This window comes from Paenibacillus sp. FSL H3-0457, assembly GCF_037981725.1.
GTDB lineage: Bacteria > Bacillota > Bacilli > Paenibacillales > Paenibacillaceae > Paenibacillus > Paenibacillus amylolyticus.
In genome coordinates this window covers 3,016,432-3,040,543 of the sequence record NZ_CP150283.1, presented here as the reverse complement: position 1 = coordinate 3,040,543, position 24,112 = coordinate 3,016,432, and the positions used below count along the sequence as shown (strand labels likewise).

At 46.2% G+C, this 24,112-nt stretch carries 10 protein-coding genes; all 10 read right to left on the bottom strand.

Annotation, left to right across the window (positions count from 1 at the left end):
• Positions 1-5: 5 nt before the first annotated feature.
• The 10 genes from MHH25_RS13630 to MHH25_RS13585 all read right to left on the bottom strand — a co-directional run bounded on the left by MHH25_RS13630 (position 6) and on the right by MHH25_RS13585 (position 24,022).
• Positions 6-1,481 carry a sucrose-6-phosphate hydrolase gene (locus MHH25_RS13630; protein ID WP_340020233.1) on the bottom strand — a complete coding sequence of 492 codons (1,476 nt, stop codon included), beginning with the start codon at positions 1,479-1,481 and terminating at the stop codon, positions 6-8.
• Positions 1,482-1,826: 345 nt separating this feature from the next.
• Positions 1,827-2,810: a LacI family DNA-binding transcriptional regulator gene (locus tag MHH25_RS13625; RefSeq protein WP_036608469.1), complete on the bottom strand. Its 984-nt coding sequence runs from the start codon at positions 2,808-2,810 to the stop codon at positions 1,827-1,829.
• 249 nt (positions 2,811-3,059) lie between these two features.
• Entirely contained in the window at positions 3,060-4,733 is a 1,674-nt protein-coding gene (locus MHH25_RS13620) for a ribonuclease J (RefSeq protein WP_340020232.1), read from the bottom strand.
• A 158-nt stretch (positions 4,734-4,891) separates the two neighbouring features.
• Complete coding sequence (gene rhaA / locus MHH25_RS13615) at positions 4,892-6,163, bottom strand: L-rhamnose isomerase (RefSeq protein WP_074094867.1); 1,272 nt, start codon at positions 6,161-6,163, stop codon at positions 4,892-4,894.
• Between the two features lie 19 nt (positions 6,164-6,182).
• A complete protein-coding gene (locus MHH25_RS13610) occupies positions 6,183-8,252 on the bottom strand; it encodes a bifunctional aldolase/short-chain dehydrogenase (RefSeq protein ID WP_340020230.1) in 2,070 nt (689 codons plus the stop codon).
• A 179-nt stretch (positions 8,253-8,431) separates the two neighbouring features.
• Positions 8,432-9,412 carry a glycoside hydrolase family 5 protein gene (locus tag MHH25_RS13605; RefSeq protein ID WP_036670707.1) on the bottom strand — a complete coding sequence of 327 codons (981 nt, stop codon included), beginning with the start codon at positions 9,410-9,412 and terminating at the stop codon, positions 8,432-8,434.
• 367 nt (positions 9,413-9,779) lie between these two features.
• Positions 9,780-12,119, bottom strand: a complete 2,340-nt coding sequence (locus tag MHH25_RS13600; protein WP_340020229.1) for a beta-galactosidase — start codon at positions 12,117-12,119, stop codon at positions 9,780-9,782.
• Between the two features lie 50 nt (positions 12,120-12,169).
• The gene (locus MHH25_RS13595; RefSeq protein ID WP_340020227.1) at positions 12,170-15,508 is read right to left on the bottom strand and encodes a DUF5107 domain-containing protein; all 3,339 of its coding nucleotides are present in this window, start codon (positions 15,506-15,508) and stop codon (positions 12,170-12,172) included.
• 173 nt (positions 15,509-15,681) lie between these two features.
• Positions 15,682-16,392: a trehalose operon repressor gene (treR, locus tag MHH25_RS13590; protein ID WP_340020226.1), complete on the bottom strand. Its 711-nt coding sequence runs from the start codon at positions 16,390-16,392 to the stop codon at positions 15,682-15,684.
• Positions 16,393-16,519: 127 nt separating this feature from the next.
• Positions 16,520-24,022: a fibronectin type III domain-containing protein gene (locus tag MHH25_RS13585; RefSeq protein WP_340020225.1), complete on the bottom strand. Its 7,503-nt coding sequence runs from the start codon at positions 24,020-24,022 to the stop codon at positions 16,520-16,522.
• Positions 24,023-24,112 lie beyond the last annotated feature (90 nt).

Sequence of the window (24,112 nt, the reverse complement as noted above, 5' to 3'; positions counted from 1 at the left end):
AATACTTAATAATTCCATTGAGTTGCTTCAAAATCAGCTTTGCCTCCGCGTGCAAAGAAACGAATGTCCACGCTGTCCCGGCTTGGGAAAATGCGGCTGGTAAAGACCTCTTCCCCATCGTTCACAAAGATCTCGACCGAGGACGAATCTACGAACAGATGGAACTTAATCACTTCCGCAGTAAGTGTGCACTGCCGTACAACGCCATTCTGCTCTGCCAGCTCGGTACCAGACATGGTCCGATCCAAGACAACTTTCTGCTGAATCCGATCATACAGAAGAACCGTTTTTTCAGTTCCATTTGCCCGGAATTCGATGCCTACAACCTCTGCTTCTATATGGCCTATCTCACATATCAGTTCATAGGCAATCCCATTAAAACCAGTGAAAGATCGACTCTCATTATCAATTGTTGCGCGAACATGTGTACCTTTATCCTGCTGACGTAATTGGACCATCTCTGCAACCGGTTGTTGAATTAACTTGCCGTCACGGAATGACAATTGCCGAGGAATGGTCAGGCAATGAGCCCAGCCACTATCGTCTGTTGGATATTCCAGATCGGGAAGTCCCATCCATCCAACCAGAATACGTCTTCCGTCCGGGCCCTGCATCGTCTGCGGCGCATAGAAGTCGAATCCACGATCCAACTCCTGAAATTCATCATGATTGAACTCTCTCGTCTGAAGATTGAGCGGCTCACCGATCAGATAACCGGATTGAAAAATATTCTGATAATGATCTCCCGCTGCATCTAAGCCTTGCGGGGAAAAGACAAGTACACCTTTCCCGTCCATCTCCATATAATCCGGGCACTCCCACATGTAACCAAAGGAGGTTAATTGCGTACGAATTTCACCAAGGAACTCCCAGTTGTTCACATCAATGGAGCGATACAGCACTGTACATCCCGTCTCGTCTGATCTCTGCGCACCAATTACACAATAATACGTGTCTCCTTGTTTCCACACCTTGGGATCTCTGAAGTGTTCCGTGTATCCGGCTGGCACAGACGAGATCACGGGATCATTCAGTTTGGTTACTGAACCGCTTTCATCCATAACTGCCAAGCATTGATACGGATGTCTGACCCAATCCTCATCTCTGGTATTGCCCGTGTACAGCAAGTGCAGCTTGCCGTCTTTTTCAATTGCGCTACCGGAATAAGCTCCGTGTGAGTCATACCTGCCACCCGGTTCGATTCCAATCCCGACATTTTCCCAGTTCACCAGATTCTTCGAGCGGGTATGATACCAGTATTTCATGCCATGTTCTGTCCCAAGTGGAAACCACTGATAGAACAGATGATAATAGCCTTGATAATATGCAAAGCCGTTAGGATCATTAAGTAGACCTGTTATCGGCTGAATGTGATAACTTTGTCTCCAAGGACATACGGATATCTGTGCTTCAAGCTTCGCAATCTCTCCAGGCTCCGCCTGCTCAATTCGTCTGTAGCGTTGCTCTCTAGTCATTTTCATAGCTGTTCTCCATTCTTGCTTATATAAGTTAGACCAAGAAATTTCACACTGGGACTACGATGGCAGAACAATCCTCCGATCGCTGTTATCCCCAGATTTCCTGATCCCTTTTCTAAAGGGTGAAATCCGGTGCTAAAGGCGAACACTACGTTTCTTCAGTTTTTTTCTGCCCTCTCCGTAAATGTTTATTTCTTATTTAACTTATACGAAAATCAAATATAGGAACCGGTTCCATTGGGCACAAAAAAATAATTCCATATGGCATTAGTGCCTGCCCGTGTTCGCATATCCCAATTGGATATTCACAATGGAACCGGTTCGATGGAATTATCATAAAGGATGTTTTTATAATTTGTCAACGCTTTCTCGAGGAATTAGTTCTACGTCCAGTGTTGTTCGTTCCTCCACCGACTCGCCTTTGACCAGTCGAATAATGTGATTCGCCGCTACTTTGCCCGCCTGCAAATAATGATATTTCACCGTCGTCAGCGTGGGATGAATCATTTCCGTAATATCATATCCGCCAAATCCCGTAACAGACAAATCTTGCGGTATGCGGATTTTATTGGAGAACGCAATCTTCATCACACCCAGTGCGATATTATCCGTGGCCCCCACGATGATCGTTGGTGTGGTCTCTTTCAGTATGGCTTCAGCGGTAACGATGGCTTCAGACATCTTAAAGCTTGTCTCATAATACTTCACTTCACATCCACCACACTCGGCGATTGCTCGCTGGAACCCTTGTTTACGATAGATCCCTACCGCCCGATCCTTCTCGCTAACCCCCATATACACGATCTTGCGGTGACCCTGTTCGACGACATATCTGCCCATCTCATAACCTGCCTGATCATCATTGTGAACCAGACTGTGCAATTGCTCATGTTGCTGCCCTACCAATAACACCGGAATCCGTATATCCTCAACGGCCTTCAGATGTGCTTCGGTCACTTCAGCAGCCAGCAGAATAATACCCGATACCTTCTGTCGTGCAAAATCATAGATAGCATCAATCTCGCGCTGCATGTCCTGACTTGTATTTGCGATCAGCATCTGATACTGATTACTCCGCAGTTCTTCATCAATTCCGATCAATGTCTGTGATGTTGCAAAAGAATCAAGACGTGGCACAACCGTACCGATGATACTGGTCTTCTTAGCCTTCAGACTCTGTGCAAATGTATTGGGAACATAGTTGTATTGTTTGATAATGCGCTCAATCTTCTGGCGTGTATCCTCACTAACCGATCCGCCATTCAGGAAGCGAGAGACCGTGCTTTTTGCCACACCTGCCATCTGAGCGATATCAGAAATCGTTTTATTCATAAAGACTCCTCTTATTTTCATTAACTTGTTTACCTTTTATTATACTTCGAATCGCAAACCTATGGCGAATTTGATTCATACTCAATTTAATGCACATCACGGTTGTACAACTCCGAATAAACAGCAAAAGCCCGATGGCAATGTGACGTTCATACAGAAGTATGATCCTACATTCATCAGGCTGTTAAATTTCAATATACACGTTTGCTCAGACCATCCGCACAAAAACATTCCCTTTTCCTTACGGTCTCAGACTTCAATAATAATAGGCAAGATCATAGGTCTTCTTTTTGTTTGAGCGTAAATATAGTGACCGATCTCGTCTTTCAGCTTCCTTTTGATCACATTCCACTGATTCACACCTGCACCGGTCAACTCCCCCATTCGGTTTAGAACCAGCTCATGAATCTCATGCATGAATTCTTCCGAATCCTTAACAAATACAAACCCTCTGGAGATAATTTCAGGTGACGTGACCATCTGTTTTTCCGTTTTGCTCAGCGTAGTCACAATCACCAGCATGCCATCGGATGACAGTTGCCTGCGATCACGCAGTACAATATTGCCGACATCGCCCATGATCAGACCGTCTACGAGGCTGTTGCCCGACGCAATTTTGGGACCCAGAGAAGCAGTGCCGTCTTTGTATTGGACCATGTCCCCATTATTCACGATGAACACATGATCACGCTCTACACCTACGGACTCCGCAAGCAGTCTGTGCTGATACAACATGCGGAACTCACCGTGGATCGGAATCAGATAATCCGGTTTCATCAGGGTCAGCATCAACTTGAGTTCTTCCTGACTGCCGTGTCCGGAGACATGCATTCCAGCTGCACCACTTGAACCATATATCACACGTGCTCCGAGAACATACAAGTTATCAATCACATGTGCAAGATTCCTCTCATTGCCCGGAATAGCTCCGGCCGCAATAATGACCGTGTCCCCGGCGTTAATTCTAACGTGAGGATGTTTACCGGATGCCAAACGTGACAATGCTGCCATCGCTTCTCCCTGGCTACCGGTGCATAATACAACAACTTGTTCTGATGGAAACTGATCCGAATCGATAGCTTCAATCAACAATCCGTCAGGAACTTGTAGATACCCCAATTCACTGGCCACCGATACCACATTCACCATACTTCTGCCCAACAGGGCCAGTTTGCGGCCTGTCTCGAATGCTGCATTCACAATCTGCTGTACCCTGCTGACATTCGACGCAAAGGTGGAGATAAATACTTTTTGTTTTGCACGGATAAAGGCATCCAGGATGTGGTCTCCCACAACACGCTCGGAAGGTGTAAATCCAGGTCTTTCTGCATTCGTACTCTCGGAGAGCAAAATATGGACACCCTGTTTGCCAATCTCGGCCATGCGGTGCAGATCTGGGAAAGGTCCATGTACAGGCGACATATCAAACTTGAAATCTCCGGTATGCACAACATTTCCTGCTGGGGTCTGAAAAAAGATACCAAGACAATCCGGTATACTATGACTGGTTGCAAAAAAGGAAACCTCGATCCCTCCCAGCGTAATGCTGGAATGAGCATCGATCGTATGCAAGTCGGCCTTGCGCAGCAGCCCATGCTCCTTCAGTTTAAGTTCGATCAGCCCACGAGTGAGCCTGGATGCATACACCGGGATGTTCATTTGTTTTAACAAATACGGAATGCCACCAATGTGATCTTCATGTCCATGGGTAACCACAAGACCCCTTACTTTATCCAGATTCTCCAGCAGATACGTTACATCCGGAATGATCAGATCAATACCAGGCAATGTCTCATCAGGAAACTTCGAACCACAGTCAATCACGATGATGTCCTGATGGTACTGGATGAAATACATATTCTTCCCTATTTCATTCACGCCGCCAAGTGCAGCGATATACAGTTTGTTGTGGGCTAGATTCAACTCTATTATTCCTCCTCTGCGTGGCAATCGTATGCGATACGGATCTATATTCCTAGTATGGAAGCAATCGCCTCAGTTATGCATTTCAGCGTGATTATGCCAAAAAAACCACCATGGAATAGTCATTCCATAGTGGTTTATACGAAAAATAAATGCGGTTACACCAATGATTTATCACGCTGTAGTAATACGTCTTGTTCATAGGTTTTGATATCGGTGATCCACTTTTCACGAACTGGTACGCCTTGCTGAGCACAATAGTAGTCCCAGATTGCGCCAAACGGATAGGATTTGAACTCTTCCGTTAAGGCAAGGCGCAATGTGTAATCCCCTTCCAGTTCGGCTTGTTTCAAGGCATCCACTGGTTCGAGCATCGCTCGGAGAAGGGCTTTGATCGTGTTGCGAGTCCCCACAACCCATGCAGCTACACGGTTAATGCTTGCATCAAAGAAATCCAGTCCAATATGTGTGGTCGCAAGCAGATCATGTCGAACCAGTTCACGGGCAATTTCCAGCAACTCATCGTCCATAATTACCACATGGTCACTATCCCAACGCATCGGGCGGCTTACGTGAAGCAGAATGCCACTTGTAAACAAAGACAAGGACGACAGTTTATTAGAAATAACCTCTGTTGGATGGAAATGACCCGCATCCAGGCAGATTAACGTATCATTTTGCAAACCGTAACCCATATAGAATTCATGAGAACCCACCACATATGCTTCCGAACCGAGACCAAACAGCTTACTCTCTACCGCGTCCAGGTTGTGCTCCGGGTTAAGTGGTTCGCCGAATACTTCATCCAGCGATTCTTTGAGACGTTTGCGTGGTGTCAACCGATCAACCGGATTATCCTTGAATCCGTCCGGTACCCATACATTGGTTACACAAGTCTGACCAAGCTGTTCCCCGAAATAAGCACCAATCCGGCGGGATGCCTTGCAGTGATCAATCCAGAACTTGCGAATCTCAGGGTCTGGATGACTGAGGGTGAACCCATCACTTGATTTTTCATGGGAAAAACATGTTGGGTTGAAGTCTAGACCGAGTCCTTGTTCTTTGGCCCATTTTACCCAGTTCTCATAATGCTTTGGCTCAATCTGATCCAGCTCAACCTGCTCGTCTGTATCTGTGTAAATCGCGTGCAGATTGACCTTATGTTTGCCGGGAATCAGAGCAAAAGCTTGCTCCAGATCGTTACGAAGCTCTACAGGTGTGGTGGCAGCCCCCGGATATTGACCTGTAACGGAAATGCCCCCTGTTAACTCCCCATCTTTATTCAGAAAACCTTTGACATCATCGCCTTGCCAGCAGTGTACGGATACTTTGATCTCCGCGAGTTTGTTCAGTACCTCGTCCGTATCAATTCCGTGCTGGGCATACAATGCCTTGGCTGCTTCATACGCTTGCTTGACTTGGTTATCCATCCGCAAGAACCCTCCTTTATTAACGTGTAAATGCTGCCGGTACACCGCCATCAATGGTCATCATACAACCGGTTGTTTTTTCGGATTTCGAAGAAGCAAAGAATGCAATTCCTTCCGCAATATCTCTTGGATAGATATTCACGAGCAATGTCGTCCGTTTGCGATAATACTCTTCCAATTGATCCGGTTCAATTCCATATGCCGCTGCTCGTTCATTTCTCCAGGAACCGTTCCAGATCGCTGAACCCTGTAGAATGGCATCTGGAAGAATCGTGTTGACACGAATGCCATACTCTCCACCTTCTGCTGCAATACAACGTGCCAGATGTGCTTCCAGCGCTTTCGCTGAGCTGTAAGCCGAAGCACTTTTACCTGCATACACCGAGTTCTTGGACCCGATAAATACCATGCTTCCACCAATACCCTGCTGTTTCATCAGCTTGAATGCTTCGCGAGCCACGAGGAAATACCCTGTACCCAGAACATTCATATTCAGGTTCCATTCTTTCAGGGACGTTTCGTCAAATGGGCTGGATGTGGCCAATCCTGCATTGTTTACGATGATATCCACTCCGCCATATTGCACAGCAACATCTGCATAAGCAGATTGAACGGCTTCCTCATCGGTTACGTCCATTTTCAGCGCATAAGCACGATTCGCACCGTACTGATCATTAATTTCCTGTGCTACTTTCTGTGCACCCTCCAGGTTGAGATCAGCAAGCACCACATGTGCGCCTTCAGATACCAATCTGCGTGCTGTTTCACTTCCGATCCCGCCTGCTCCACCTGTAATAAACGCCACTTTACGGGAGAATTCGGTTTCTGCCGGAGCCAGAGACAATTTGTACAATTCCAGCGGCCAGTACTCCACATTGTAAGATTCGTTTGCACTGAGTGATACGAATTGACCCAGGCTAGTAGCTCCACGCATAACGGCAATGGCTCTGTGGTACAACGCTCCGCTTACTTGGGAAAGCGCCCAGCTCTTGCCTGTGTTGATCATGCCTACACCTGGAATGAGGATAACGCGTGGTGCCGCTTCGAACATGACATCACCTTCGTTTTTGTTGCTCTCAAAATACTGCTGATATTGCTCTTTGTAGGCAGCCACACCTTCTACCAGCTTGGCTTTTAAACCTTCAATATCTTCCGCATCCGGTGTCCAATCGATGAACAAAGGTACCACTTTGGTATGTACCAGATGATCCGGGCAAGCTGCGCCCACCTGAGACAATTCCGGGGAATCTGCTCCGCCCACAAAAGCAAGTACGTCCTCTTGATCGTCAAAGGACAAAATCATTTTTTTGCTATCCGATACCGCTCCACGAATCGTTGGCATCACACGTGATACGATCTGACGACGAACATCAGCGGCGAGTGCCGGGTGTTTCACACCACCGAACAAACTTCCTTCGTCCACCCGTGCTTCAATGAATGCTTCCGCTTCATTGATAATCTTGATCGTTTGAGCGTAACATTCCTCGGATGTTTCTCCCCAAGTCACAAGTCCGTGTTTTTCCATCAGTACGAGTTCGGCATTGGGGTTCGAGAATACGCTTTCAGCAATCATTTTAGATAACGTAAACCCTGGACGTACATAAGGCACCCATACAAATCGATCACCGTAGATCTCTTTCGCCAATTCCTTGCCGTTATGCGCACAACACAGGCTGATAATCGCATCCGGGTGCGTATGATCAACATGTTTATATGGAAGGAACGCATGCAGAAGAGTCTCGATAGAGGCACGCGGGTGCTTGGCATCAATCATGCAATGTCCCAGATATTCAACCATCTCTTCATCCGACATGGATTCACGTTCAATTAATGGCCTTATGTCTTCGAGCCCAAGTCCGGTAAAATGTTTCGCTTCCATGGAACCCAGATCAGAGCCGCTTCCCTTCACATACATTACTTCTACATCACGACCACGAAAGTCCTTCACTGTCGTTTTGGTAGAGGTATTACCACCGTAAATGTTACATACACTGCGATCAGATCCAATCAGATTGGATCGGTAAACCAACTGCTCAAGTCCTGTTGTTTTCTCAGATGCCTGCGATGCATTCCATAAACTCTGTACCATTTGTTTCCCTCCGATAATGTTTGTTTTATTCCTAATCCGAGTTTAACATCTTTGTTTTATTTTGAAAACAAAATATTTTAAAAATAAACGGAAATATTCAAAAGTCATTATAGATTGAGTCATTTTATTAGAAAAACACCCTGACGTAAACGTCAGAGTGTTCCTGCTTCATCGGCGGATTAGAAAATTCCCGCTTTTTGGGAAGTGTTTTTAATACCATAGGTATCATTAACTACGGTGTTGCCAAAGCTCGTTAAGCTTCCGTTCGGACCTGTGGCCATGTCCAGATAGTTCAGACCGGAGCTGTTTCCGTACCAAGACCAGGCAAGCCAACCTACCCCTTTTTCCTGACCATATCTCATGATGGCATACTCGTCCACATCACCGTTTGTGTGATATCCCCCGAATTCACCAATGATCAGAGCCAATCCTTTGTTCAGCACATTCTCCATATTGGCTTTGACCGTTGCAGCATCTTTGCCAGCATACTCATACATATGAATGGAGAAGACCGTATTTTTCTGAGAATCGGCTGCAAATACACTTTGTCCATAATCCACGATGGATTGAGGGAACTGTCCCCATCCGGCTGCATCCACAATTAGGGTATTTTTAATTCCCGCATTTCGGAGTTTCGGAATGGCTTTTTTGTATCCATCAGCCCACGCACTTCCATTCCACGTTCCATACCATTCATTGGCGATGTTGACAATTACACGATCTTCTTTGCCAATCAAAGCTTCCTTAATGCTAATCCAGTAGTTCACCGCCGCATCCAACGAGTTATAATCATCTTTCCCTGTGGCGTCATGCACCTCGAGTACAGCTATCATTTTATTTTGGTTAACCACATTAATAATATTTTTAACAGCGTTCAGATCATCTTTGGTGTACAGGCTACCATTCGAAAGAACAATGCGTACCGTATTGGCACCTGTTTTGGCGATTGCAGGGATAGCGGTATTTAGATCATTCTTGAACCAGGAATGTCCGTGATTAACACCTCTCATGACAAAAGCCTTGCCTGTGGAATCGTATAACTTGTTACCGCTTACATAAAAACCTGTAGCAGCAGATGCTTTGGGTGCTGCACTCCCTAATACCATGAACATGAGTGCAGCAATAACCGTGAAGATTGTACACTTTTTCAGATTAACCATTCGTTTGGAACCTCCTGTATTTGTTTTTTATTTCAATTAACCCTGCTCCAGGCAAGAAGTTAACTAAAATCGTTGGTAATGGAAGTTTTTTTGTTATTAAATAAATAACAATTAACTTTATCTAAGTTATGTTATTTAGTTTAAATAAACTTTATCGTTAAGGTTATGAAGTTATAATAAATTGAAAACGCTTACCAGTCAAGATCTTTTTACCATGATTAGGAAACATTTGTTTATACATAACACAGCAAAAAAAGGTTCTCTCCCCTCACAATCGTTCGGAGAAAGAACCCTCTGTATTATTAACGAAAGTTAACTCTTGTTTAAATCTTGTTAATCTGTTATTTTGTTTAACTCCTGATTTAGACTAAGTGTCTTCTCTAACTCCCGCCAATATCAAACCAACCCGATACTGTGGTCTCACCCGAATTTCATTAAACTTTCCAATCTCCACGCCCTCAAACCGCTCCACATAAGCCTGATTAACATAACTCTCAGTCGTCCCTTTTCGAATTGGGGTTATAGACAGACGAAGCGCGTGATCAGCCAACAAATGACGGGATTGCTTCAAACCAAGCATCCAGCTGCATCCATAGTGAATATGATCCGTTAACATCTGATGATGAATATGTGCTGTTGCAACGTCTCCTTCATAATCAATCTCAATCCACACGTCATCTACTTGTTCCGGCCACGCTGTGTCCAATCTCAGTGTTGCTGCATACTCTTTCGGATAATCAAACTCTACAGCAGGCTCGTAAGGCGAAACTTGGAATGTATACGTACCGAATATTCCCTGCTTCGACTGGGATGACACAGCATATTTCGAAGCTGAAACATGCTCTGGAACCGGATAAAAGGATACCTCCATCTCTGGTTGCTCCACAGATGTACATAGGAGCATCTCATTCTGTACATACAGATGACTGCTGCTAATTACAAGCCTTTCTTCTCCGCCCACACGGAAAAGGTAGGCATGTAATGCCTCTTCACGGGTTAATGTAATGATTCGTATGATTATACCGTCCGATGTTGTGATTCGCAGATGATGGTCCTTGCCGGCAATCGGATGTATCACAACTTCATTCCCCTGCTCCGATACTGTACCTTCAGGCATATCCACATTTGTAACAGATGATGTATCAATAACATACTCAGGCGCCATGCCATCATGGACATAAAAGACAGCCGTAAGCTCCTGATTTACCATAAATCGGGTCAGTGGCTGAACGGTAGCACTAATGATCTTCATTCCATTCAGATTCATATGGAAAGGCAGAATGGCTGCCATGCCGGATTTCAGCCGCATCGTTCCTTCTCTGGGATAAGAAGCAGTCCCTTTGCTGGTATGCAGCTCCAATTGGATATCACGATCAGGCATCGCCACATGATCCTGATAATTATTCATGAACAGAAATCCAGAACCATCTTGTTGCCGAACAGACCAACGCAGATCCAACGTGTTCTCCGGGGTTATAGATTGTTGACCATCCGGTACAACACAGCCCATTGGTGCAAGTAACTCACCGTATCCTTCCAGGAACATGGACAAGGTACGAATGCGGTCATACGATTCACCAACACGCCCAAATTCCCCGAGTGGCGATTGGTAATCATACGTCATTTTCGGCAATGCCTGCTCGTTCATATATGAATTTTTGCCTATCGGATTGGTCCCCCCGTGATACATATAATACCCAACCAGATTGCTGCCGTTCGCAAGTTTCACAATGGTCATCGCCTCGACACTGTCCGCATCAACAACCGGACGAGCGTGATAACTGACCTGCATGCCTCCAGCAAGCTCGCAATACGCAGCAGGGTACTCCGGACTGTCATAATCCACTTCTTCCACAGGATTCATATGCAGATCCCGGAATAAATACTCCCGGCTTGGAGGCTGATTGGGAATCCATGGTGTGTACGCATACCCCGCTAGCATAGGCAATGTTCCTTCTTCAGGCACCGCAGCATTGCCCCAGGCCGTGGCAGTATAGAACATCGGCTTCATACCGACTTCTTCGGCAATATGGCGAAGCATCTTCAGATGTTCTCGCCCGTCCCGGCCGGAGGAAATGTATTTTTCGCGGGTATATCCCCAGGCATCCATGGGTGCGCCAGCGTGCATATACTCATTTTCCAACTGTACCCCGATAACAGGGCCACCCTCCTGATAAAAGCAGCCGTTGAGCTGACGGGCAATCTCCCGATATAATCGCTTAGCGTAATACAGATATCCTTCATCGTTCGACCTGACTTCGAATGGATAACTGAATAACCAATCCGGCATTCCACCATTACGCACTTCCCCATGACAGAATGGACCAATTCGTACGATCAGAGGCAGCTCATGTTTGCCACACAGATCCACAAAGTGCCGCAAATTCAGATTTCCTGACCAATTAAATTCGCCTTCCTGCTCCTCGTGAAAATTCCAGAAAAAATAGGAAGCGACAATGCTCACCCCGCCTGCCTTCATCTTCAGTAATTCTTCTTCCCACTGCAAGTAAGCGAATCTGGAGAAATGAAACTCACCTACCACGGGAATATGGGGTTTAGCATTACGAGTCATATAATAGTTTGTAAAATCATACGATTCCCCTCGTGGGCTTTTGCCGCCACTGCCAGTCATGCGACCCGCACGAATCTCTTTATCTTCCGCATCCAATATAAAGCGAATATGGCTACCTGCTATAGTATCATTCATGGATTATATAACTCCTTTCATATAAATGGGATGTGTTGAAACGATATCAATTATCGATGGATGATTGCCCCTTGATGATTCGGGTTTTTCTCCAATACCCGGTCCAACTCAAGTTTGGCTTCACTTGTCCGCCCCAGCCCCAGAAGACCCAATGCCCGCATATATCGGCAATGTTCTTCATTTCGCTGATCTAGATCGTCGTCGAATACTAGAAAATCGGGCAGAGATACCGCAAAATAATCCATTCGGATGTGATCATGCATATGTCTTTCCGCATAGTCAATGAGTTTGTTAAAACGTCGGTTTGCTTCCTTCACATTGCCAAGTTTCTGCCAGGCCAGACCCTGATAATAGATGGATTCCGGCGGTTGATCATTATAAAACATCGCGCTTGCCGGTTCATTCAAACCGATGGATGCTCTGTGGAAACTTTCCTCTGCCGCCTGATTACTCTTCAGTTGCTGGTAGGCACAGCCAAGATAAAAGTAAACTGGGTTGTCTCCGGCTCCCTCCAATTTACCTTCACCTAAGTTCTCCGGGTAAACCAAAGCCTTCTTCAACAATTCCATTGCTAGTTCAGGTTGTTGTTTCTCCAGTTTTCGCTTCGCCAGTTCCGTCAGTGCCGTAACATATTGTCCTGTTACCTTGCCTTCTCCACCCTCCCATGGATGAAACCGCCGGGTCTGAAGGGCATTCCATGCTTCTTGATGACTACCTTGCATATTCAATAACGTCACCCACTCGATATACAGATCATCACGGTAGTGAACCAACTCCATATGTTGTTCCAGCAATTTGACTCGATGCTCGCAGGAATACCCTATCTTCTTGTGCAATTGATCCAACTCGTAGAAGATTCGGGCATCCTGTGAATCCAACCGGAAAGCTTCCTCTAATGATGCCAGTGCAAGATCGGGGCGATTCAGCTTGTTATAATAAGCCAGTCCCAGATTCCGATGTACAGTCGAATATGCAGCATTCACCTCGCGTGAAGTTTCCCAATGGGTAATTGCTTCCTCGTAGCGTTTATGATCATATAACCAATTTCCCAGGTAATAGTGAGCACGCGCATCATTCGAATCCACTGCCAATGCATCCTGAAGCACCATGAATTCAAATAACGTATTAGGAAAACAATAATCCGTTGGAGCAGCTTTTCCCTGCTTTTTACATTCTCGGGCCTGCTCCACATCCCCCAGCTGATGATACAAGTAAGCCTGAACATAACCAACCATAGGATACGGCTGTGCAATTTCGGATTCAACATAAGAGAGTACCGTCAGTGCTTCTTCCCACAATCCACAATCCGCGTAGTCTGCGGCTAGATTCAGATAATTATAAACGTCTCCTCGCATCAGACGATGGAAATGCTCACGTGTTTGCCCCGCTTGTTCTCGCTCTGAAGGTGCAGTTGCTCCGCTGTAGATCAGGACTAATTCATGTGCAGCTCCAAATTCAACCGGGTCCAGTGCCAATGTTTCACGCGCAAATTGGATTGCCTGTTTATCTTGACCCAATCTGCGCAGCAGAGCCACCTTCAGATGCCGAGCCTTATAATTTCTGGAGTTACGAATCAGCGAACGTTCGATGTGATCCAACGCTTCGATGTCTCGATGTAACCCCGTATCGATCTGAGCAAGCATGTAATAACCCGTATCCTGATACTGTGCAGACCATACGGCTTTATACAGGGCTACGTAGGCTTCTTCCTGTTTCCCCTGTAATTTCAAACTTAGACCTAGTTGGTAAAATGCTTCACTATCATACGGATTCGTATTTTTCCAAGTCAGCGATTGAATGGCCTGTCTGAAATGCTTCTCTGCATCTTGGAACAACCCTCTACGCAGCAGCAATGTGCCATACGTTATGTTTAGACGAATATCCGTTGCATCACGCTTTAACCCTTCCAGATAATAAGGTTCCGGTTCATACGTGGCATGCCGATATTGTTCCAGATGAAGACCAGCCAGATATAGTTGTTCATTCGTACGAATCTCGGATGGTAGCGGGAGTGGTGTGGCCGGATCTGGAACTTCCTGAATCTCAGAACGTTCAGGTTGATAGGCTACAAGTACTTTTCCTTCCGCAGTTCGAACACTTAACTTCAACTGATGCCATTCATCTTGTCCGCTCCACGGGAATGAAGATTTATATAGTTCCGTAGGTGAGATATTACATCTCTCATGGAGATATACCGTGGTTGGACCTATCGCTTCAACGGTCACTTGTTCAAAAACCGACGTCGCATATACCATCACGGTTACCATTCCGGTCGTTTCGTCCATTTCCAGATTAACCGCTGCATCAATCGTTGCATTTTTGACCATACCAATTCCTTTATACGGCATAAAATACTGCGAGAATGATTTCGCTTCATAGGGCTGTAACCACGTAAAATCAGGCTGATTATCGGTATAGATCCCGGTCATTAATTCAATATAAGGTCCATCCTCGTCCGTTAACTGACGATCCCAGGCTTGCCCGAATTCCCCGTTCCCCCAGGTCCATTGCTTCTTGCCTGGTGAAGTATGATGATTGGCTACATGCAACAAACCCGCCTGAACCCCGTGGTCATAACCCCCTACAAAATTATAATCCGACTTATACGCCATATAGGATGTTGGAACCGGTATGTTTTTGTATCGCGAGATATCCACACCTTCAGAATAGTCCATCTTGTAATAGGTACCGGTTGCGATGGGAAAGCGGGATACGTCCCGTTTTCCATGGTCCAGCACAGCCGTTACATCAGGTGGAAACACGGATTGCGTATGATCGTTGACAGCTACAGCCGGGTTGGCCCACCATAGAAAAGTTTGAGGTGCGCTGGTGCGATTGTATACCTCGGCATGGATTTCAAGATAGGCTTTGCCGGGATGTAATGTGAAGCCAGCGGTCATTTTGGTACCATACATGCGGTCAATCTCACCCACCCACACGGTAGCGCTTCCATCTTGATTACTGCCAAATGTATAATCGACTGGACCAAACGTGTTGGGCCGATGATGCTGTGGCCAGTTGAATTCAATTCCTCCGGAAATCCATGGCCCTGCCAGACCCACGAGCGCAGGTTTAATCACCCGGTTATAATATACAAAATCGTAGTTGTTGGTCCGATCCAGCGCACGATAGATCCGTCCACCCAGTTCGGGCATCATCTCGATACGTACATATTCATTTTCGAGAATAACTAATCGATACGACTTCATTTTGGCCTCATCTTCAATGCTGTCGATCACGGGATGCGGGTACACCTTACCCGAACTCCCCTGGTAGATTCTCTTTTCAAGAAACATCGGATTTTTGTCCGGTTTACCTGTACCATAGGTTGGAATATCTCTGGTTTCTTCCCATATGCGAACATTTGATTTCGCTGTCACGTGATTCAATTCCCTCACTCCTCGGCCTCGTATATATTGTGATCATACGCTCCGACATGCAGGAAGAACATTGACATTAAGCGGTTCTTGATGGACGATCTTCGGATTCCCCCATAACCAAAGAGAGTACCGATCCACTGAATAATGCAGTGATAGGTACTCTCTGATTGATCTTGATTAACTTATCTGCGACGCGCAAAATCCACAAATCTGAACTTGTCCGGTCGATGCCTCGACTCCGTATACTGAAATTGACTGGCATCCTCCAGGTAGACTTGGCTCCTCACCACAACTACATTGTGGAAACCTTCAAGGTCAAGTAGTTCCCTGTCCTCTGCGGTGGGTTCTTCCACCAAAATCTCTTTTTTGGCAAACGAAATCGAAAGCCCCAGCTCTTGCTCAATGTACTGATAGATGGAATCATTACAGATCTCTTTGCTGAGCCCAGGAACAAGCCGCTGGCTAATGTAATCTTTGTCCAGTATGACATGCTCTCCATCCACTTTGCGCACACGTCTGATCTCCCAGACCTGTTCATCCAGACCAAAGTTAATCTTCTTGTGCAACGCCTGATCCACCTGCTGCTCCTCGAAAACCTTCACATACGTTTGAGCACGATGTCCCATTTTTTTGGCCAATTCCTTGAAGCTAACCAGACCTGAGATGGGAAAATCGATCTTGCGTATATCCAGTACAATCGAGCCCTTGCCTTGAATCTTCTGAATATAACCTTCTTCATACAACATTTTCAATGCTTTGCGAATAGTCTCTCGAGACGTTTGATAACTTTCCGATAGATCCAGTTCCGATTGAAGTAACGTCCCTGCCTCAATCTCTCCGGTCCGAATACGATCTGCAATATCTTCATATATCCGGATAAATTTATTATTCATTATTCATCACCATTGTTCATTACCCTTTTTTTATCATATTGGCAACCATTATAACATTAAAAACCAATCAAGCGGTAATGTCGTTACTGCCGATGATTGCAGTATCACGTGTAAGAATCAATACAATCTAGATATGACGATCAAACGCTGACGCTTTCTCCACTTGATCTGTACGCTTCTCATTCATAACTTGAATCAGCTTATTTAAACGGAAGATGAGCGCTGCAGCTTCGGATCTGCTTAAGTGCTGCATGGGACGGAAGCTGCCGTCTTCATATCCGGTAATCATGTACAAACCTGCAAGTTCCTGCACTTCTTCTTTGGCCCAATCAGATACATCAGTCTGGTCGGTAAACGCTCTTGGGGAAGTCAGCGGTTCCGGTCTGATTTTACGAACAACATTTGCTATAATCTTGGATGCCTGTTCCCGTGTCACCAGCGCATGTGGAGCGAATTTGCCGTTCCCCATGCCTTGAACCATCTCATGATGAACGGCTGCCTTAATCTCAGGAGCAAACCAATCCTCATCGTTCACATCCTGAAATCCATGTTGTTCATTAACCGTTGTGTCCACACCCATCAGACGCACGATTAATGCAGTGAACTCCGCACGGGTGATCGGACGGCGTGGCTCGAAGCGAGTTTCACTTACACCTTGAATGATATTTTGTTCCGCCAGCCATGTGATCTGATCTTTATTGAATGTTTGGCTGATATCAATAAATTTGATAATTTTTTTCACAGGTACATCAGGCTGCTCAGACGGTTCTGGTTGTGAACTCACCTCATCGGCTTGTTCCGATGTAACGTTTGGACTCGGGGTTGCACCGCCACCGCTCCAGGCGGATGGTGGATACGGAAAAGTCATGGCTGCTGCCCGTTTTCTTTCACTTTTTTCACCTGCTGAATTCTCCGTCCATACTTCTACCTCATAATGCTGCTCGGCATTCAGTCCTGTCCATACATGACTGCGCTGCGTGCCACGGTAGATCTCACGATCTTTATGGGTGATCACAATCACCTCATTTATTGAATCCAGTTCCCAAGTTAGCTTAATCGTGTTAGTACCTTGCGCTATGGCTGCTACTGTCATTTCCTCGGAAGGTAGCGTCTCGAATTCCGGTACTTGAAGCGTCTCACCCTCCCCTGCCTCATTAAATGGAACGATTGCAAAGTCTGTATAACGCTCTGCACTGTTTAATTCAGACACATGTATGGATGTCTCCGTGGTCGTTCCTACAAGCTCTTCATTTCGATAAACTCGATAACCCGCAGCACCAGGAATCAGTTCCCATACAATGTCTGCACCATACATGGAACGCCCCTCTACTACAGGAGTTGAAGCAGCACTACCGGGCAAAGTCATTGCATGAAGGTAATAACCACCATCACTACTGCCGGAGGCATTCATGGTCTTCACTGTATAGATATAGTTCACGCCCGGTTCGAGTTCCTTGTCGTCATAGAACAGTTCGTCTACAGGAACACGAGCAATCTCTACACCGTCACGCTCAATGATAAACTGCTCGGCACCTTCGACCCGGCTCTGTTCTAATAAAAGACGAATGTGGTCCTTCGCCGAATGATACTCGACTTTGACAGGAGCTGCTGGCTTGGTCAGGACAGAATACGCCAGCTTCTCCGATGCATCTCCCTGATCATTCTCTGTGTAGATTTCAATCGAGTACTGCTTGCCTGCATCCAGTTGATCAACAATAAACTCTTTTGTTTTGCCTCGGTATACTTCTGTACCATCCAGTAATATAACGAAAGTTTCGTTCCCATAAGGGAAGTCCCATTCCAGTTTGGCGTGATCTGTCTCCGGATATATCTTCATTTCCAGTGAATCAACATGAGGTAAGGTGTAAAAAGGAATCACGGTCATTATACTTCCTGAACCAGCAGTATTATAAGGAATAATCTGTACCTGACCATATCGGGTTGCAGTCTTCAGATGCGTTAATCTCACCTCTGTGATATCCCCTTCTTCAATCGTGGTGAACATCTGATCTCCGATACGTATGGTATATCCCTCCGCACCTTGTACCTTTGGCCAAGAGATCAATCCTTCCTTTTCCCCAATCTTGTTTGCATGTAAAGGTTCATTAATGGTCGCAGGCAACGTACGCAAGTGAACTTCGAAACCGGAATCACTCTCCCCCGTTGCATTCGATGTTTTGATGGTATACGTGTAATGCTCTCCTGGTGTCAGTCCATGATCTTCATATGAAGTTTGATCTGCTGGAACCTTAGCGACTTCAACACCATCCCGCATAATAATGAATTGCTCTGCTCCCCGTGTTGAGCTTCCAGTCAGGTCCAATACCGCGGTCTGATCTGTGATGTGTGTTATGCCTGCCGTCTGAGGTGATATGGGTTTCGTTAAAACCTGAATCTGAATAGGCTCTGACTGATGACCATCTTCATTAATCGCAACAAGTTCGAATTCATACGCTGTGCCATCCAGCATGCTATTGAGATGTACAGAGGGTTCAGACACGCTCTGTACATCTCCCGTTACCCGATTACGAATCTCATATGCAGCCGCTCCCTGAACAACATCCCAAGCCAGATCCACCGCATGTGTTCCGGCTTTCACTGTGATACTTTCTGCAACCAATGGCAACGTTTGAGTCATTACACTGAAAGTAAGCGGCGCACTCGTTCCACTCGCATTGACTGCCCTAATTACATAAGTATATTTCGTTCCTGGCGACAGATCCTTGTCTATAAATTGGGTTTCACTTGAATCCATCTGAGCGATCTCTCTTCCATCCCGTTCAATGACGTAATGATCTGCCCCTTGGACACCAGTGTTACTGAAATCCAGACCTAGGCTGTTTTTTGCCACATCATATACTGCAACCTTAACGGGTTTCTCAGGCAAAGTCAGCAGAGATACATCCGTCGCTTCAGAACGAGTCTCCTGTCTGTTGACTGCCCATAGTTGATAGCGATGCCACGTTCCATCCTGGAGACCTGTAATCGTTGCTTCATTCTCCATTCCTCTATAGATCTCCTTGCCATGCTGCTCAATCACGTATTCAGCGGCACCTTCCACGAGAGACCAGGAAACTTTTGCATAATGTACTCCTGAATCAACAAGTACTTCGGCAGGCGACACAGGTTTGGACAATCGGATGAGCTGCGCTGCCTCACCTGAACCAGAAGTATTCGCAGCTTGAACTTGCAAAGTGTACTCTGTACCTGGCAATAATCCCTCAACCGTGTAGGCCAGTTCTGATGTTCTGCCCACTTCTGTTCCATTGATTTTCACAATATAGAGATTCGCCGTATCTACAGCTTGCCATGCAAGTCCCATACTTGTCTCGCCAGTCGATGTGACATTTAGTCCTTCCGGCCTGCTAGGTAGCGTAAGAATTGTACTACTGTTGGAAGCACCGTACCCGGCAGCATTGCCCGCCTGTACTTCATAGGTATACTCACGACTGCTTGACAGGTGGTGAACTGCGAGTTGTGTATCTGATATCTCATGGCTATGTCCATCGAGGACCACCCGATATTTCGTTGCCCCAGCAACAGGCTCCCAGCTCAAGATTGCTCCCTGTTCAGTTACTTGAACAACGTGAAGTCCCGACGGGCTCTCCGGTAGTGTTGTTCCTGATACCGAACTGCGTATCCCCTGTCCACTTCCGTTCACTGCTTGTACATCCAGTTGATAAGATGTTCCTGAACTCAGTCCCGCAAAGTTCCATTCTTGGGTTCCAGCAGGAACCGTTCCCGACTTCTCTCCATTCAACCATAACTCATAACGATCGGCTCCTCGTACTTCTTCCCAATTCAGACGAAGGCTCGCTGTTGAAGCATCTGATACCTGTAAGCCCGACACCTGCCCAGGTAACGTCTTGAGCGAAGGTAATCCTGCCAACGGTCCTGGTCCTGTCTCATTTCCGGCAATTAACGTATAGCTGTACTCCGTTCCGCTATCCAGACCCGAGTCCAGATACTCCGTCTGCTCTCCTTCATATATGGCTGTTCCATCGCGTGAAAGACCATAATACGTTGCAGAGGTCACTGTCTCCCACGTTAATGAAATATCATGCTCCTGAATTTGAACGGCCATAAACTCACCGGGCATTGCCGGCAGTGTGAGAAATCCGGTCCTACTACTACCACCTGTGCCACTTTCATTCATTGCTGTTACCGAGATGTTATGCATGGTTCCTGAAACGAGGTTGCTGACATAGGGAAGGCTGCCAGGATCAGATACCGTCTGATCAAATACGGTGGCACCGTCCGAAGTAGTCACGATGATGCGGTAAGCATCTGCTCCTCGTACTGAATCAAAATGAATTTCGGCTAAATTGGGCTGTGAATCTACTTTTCGAACGTGCAACGTTCCGGGAGCTGCCGGGATCGTTAATACTTGAGCGCTTACTGCATCACTTACTCCGGTATGGTTTCTCACTCTAACTTCATATTCATAGACCTGACCACCGCTTAGGGAGTGATCGTTTATACTGTGGTTAGGATAATCCAGTGTCCATGACTGTCCTGTTGTTTTATTCGTTATCTCATACTGATATCCATCGGTATACCTTTCCCCAGTTGGCAAGTCCACTGTAAGTTCAGCTGATGTCTCAGCGATCTGTGTCATTCTCACATGACTCGGTTGCTCAGGCTTTCGTTGAATATGGTAAGGTGATGATGTTGTCTCATATGTATTCCCTGCTCTGTCCATGGTTTTGGCATGGACGTACCACATCCCTTCCGATTCGATGGATATTTTATGCTCGTCAGAGCGAGCTTCAAGCCAATGCTCCGGTGATTCTGCACTGTTCGTAACTTGATAGAATCGTTCCAGTTCCTGAATGCCTGAGTGGGCGTCGGCATACTGAATGGTAGTGGATATGTCCAAGTCCGTCCAGCCATGCCCGTTCGGTGCAAATGTAATCGTTGGAGCCATCTGATCCACATAGGCGATTCGACTCACTTCCTTGCTCACATTGCCAACGGTATCTCTTGCTCGGGCTCGAATGGTGGTAGCGCCGTTTGTACTAACTGTACCTGTATTTCCTGTCATATACGGGGCATCATTCATGCTGTATTCATAGAAAATCGCTTGTTCATCCACACTTCCAGCGATAGTGAATTGCACATGTTCTTTACTCCATCCAGAAGGACTTAAACTAATCACCGGCTCGGTCGGAGCTGTCGTGTCGATTCGAACTGTAGCCTGAGCGGACGTGCTTATATTGCCTACACGGTCAATTGAGCGTGCATATACGATCGTTTCTCCCTCATCGGTAACCGTCACTTCGCCCGTGTAATCGATCCAGGGACCTTCTTTGTTAAGTCGATATTGACTCTTGGCAAGCCCACTGCCCGTATCTTCACCACTGTTTATTGCAAAAGTTACATCCTGATTCGTCCAATTCTCTTCACTTAGCGTAATCGTTGGTTGCTCAGGCCCAGTCTTGTCGATTCTGGCTGTTGCCGAAGTGGAAGCACTGACATTGGACGCCCGATCTACACTTCGTGCATAAATCTCCGTTATTCCTTCTTTACTGAGTGTAAAAGGGGTGCTGTAGTCGATCCATTCTCCCTCGCTTCCCAGCTTATACTGTGTCAGACCAATGCCACTTGCTTCGTCCATACCCTCCGTTAATGTCACAATTACTGCCGCTTTTGTCCATTCGGGCGGATTCAACGATATGACAGGTGGCGTTGGTGCCGTCCGATCTACTCTGGCTGTCACAGCCGTTTCCTGTCCCGTATTACCAAACGCATCAATACTACGTGCCATAACAGTTGTGTTGCCTTCACTGCTTACGGTAAACGGAGTACTGTATTCACGCCATTCTCCTGCCGGACCAACTTTCACTTCAGTCTTCTGAGTTCCGCTTAAGGCATCTTTCCCCTCTTCAACCGTGACGAGAACATCTTCCTTGGTCCATGAGGATGGAGTAACTGTAACAGCAGGTGCAGTTGGACCCGTTGTATCTTTCATCATCTCTCCAGCGGATACAAACGGGGTCTGTATTCCTTCACCATTCAGTGCCGCCACAAATACTTCATATTTTCCGTCAGCAAGTCCGGTCAGGGCAAATTCTGTACGTGTGGACGTTGTTGTTCCCGTTGCGAGGACTTGCCCACCTGGACTGCGTATTTCCGTTTTGTAATGAGTGCCCGCAGGGTTGCTATTATTATTCCAACTCGCTGTAACAGAGTTGCCTGATTGTGTCACAGCCGCAGCAGCCGGTGGATTCGCCAATGTATATTTGGTGGATGGACTGGAGTACCCCGTGAAGGAACCACTTGAATTTTTGGCACGTACAGCAAAAGAATAACTCGTATTCGGAGTGAGCCCAGTCACCTGACGACTGTTTGATGCACCTGTATCCACGATCTGATTCGTCGTCATATTTTTCAGTTCATACGTTACGGATGCATCATTAGCCTTCTTATCCCAGTTGACCGTCAAGTTATTAGAATTAACCAATGTGTATGTCGGCGTTCCGGGCACAACAAAACTTCTTACTGTAAAGTTAACGGTTCCTGCTGAGGACACCCCACCTTTGTCATCCATGACCCATACTTGCAATGTGTGTGTACCATCTGGCAGGGTGTCAGGCAATGTGTAATTGGTGTTAAAAGACTGATTTGAACCCGTCGCGGTCATCTGGGTCAGAATGTTCTCGGACCCACCATCAATGGACCATTTCACGGTCAACAGGTCGCCTACATCCGTATCTCGCGTTGTACCAGAGATCTGAAGTTGCTCACCTTTGTAATAGGTTTGACCAGAAGAGGGTGCTGTTAAGGTAAATGAAGGTGGAGCATTTTTGGGGCCAATCCCCACAATGGTTGAAAATTTACGTGAAGCCTGATTCGCTGTTGCTTTGGCATTCCACCAGAATTGCGCAGCTGTATCACTCGCCGTAACGGTCTGGCCTGGAGTGAACGCTGAAGGTGAAGAACCCCCTGTTAGCTGCGCATTGTCCGGACCGCTGTACTGTCCCATGTATATGCGATCTGCATTCACAACATTGTACGTATTCGCATAAAAAGCCGTGACCTGAACACCACCGCTATAATTGCGCCATCCATTCTCGATGACTTCAAACGGAGATGCATCATTGCCATTCACCATCGTATCCCAATAAAATGTTCCACCCAAATTCAGTGCCGATCCACTGCGATTGATAGCTTCCAGTTCAACCTTCATGTACCCACCTTGTGAGGTAGCATTAACGATAGATACACGCAAAATATATTCCACATTGTCTTTTTGCCGGGACATTTCAATCACATTATTGTTAATTCGGTAATAATTAAGCGGCAATGTTTTGAAGTTCACGGCTGATCCATTATGGTCGATAATCGTAGATACATTCCCTGTATCACCACCATAAAATACATTTGTGTTTGGTAGTAATACAATTCTGTATTTGCCGTCACTGTTCATCTCCACTTTCACCTTGGAGGACTGTACAGCCTTCATGCTGGACGTATCGGATACAATCCCGATTGTTTCAACCGTTTCAGCCATTACCGTCGTTGCGCCCCATTCAAGCAACAAGGCTTGAGGTGATAATAACGCAAATGCCAGCACCACTTTGGTTAACTGTTCCGCTTGTTTCTTCACACGTTTTCCTGATTTCTTCAACGTCTACTCTCCTTTTTGGCACACCAAAAAAAGGAGGCACCCCAACAAAGGAACGATGTCCTAAGTTGGGGTGCCTCCCCTAACAAGTGT

What these genes read in the sequence shown, in the direction of transcription:
- MHH25_RS13605 (WP_036670707.1), bottom strand. Translation starts at nt 9,412, where the DNA reads ATGGTTAATCTGAAAAAGTGTACAATCTTCACGGTTATTGCTGCACTC.
- MHH25_RS13630 (WP_340020233.1), bottom strand. Translation starts at nt 1,481, where the DNA reads ATGAAAATGACTAGAGAGCAACGCTACAGACGAATTGAGCAGGCGGAG.
- MHH25_RS13600 (WP_340020229.1), bottom strand. Translation starts at nt 12,119, where the DNA reads ATGAATGATACTATAGCAGGTAGCCATATTCGCTTTATATTGGATGCG.
- treR (WP_340020226.1), bottom strand. Translation starts at nt 16,392, where the DNA reads ATGAATAATAAATTTATCCGGATATATGAAGATATTGCAGATCGTATT.
- MHH25_RS13610 (WP_340020230.1), bottom strand. Translation starts at nt 8,252, where the DNA reads ATGGTACAGAGTTTATGGAATGCATCGCAGGCATCTGAGAAAACAACA.
- MHH25_RS13625 (WP_036608469.1), bottom strand. Translation starts at nt 2,810, where the DNA reads ATGAATAAAACGATTTCTGATATCGCTCAGATGGCAGGTGTGGCAAAA.
- rhaA (WP_074094867.1), bottom strand. Translation starts at nt 6,163, where the DNA reads ATGGATAACCAAGTCAAGCAAGCGTATGAAGCAGCCAAGGCATTGTAT.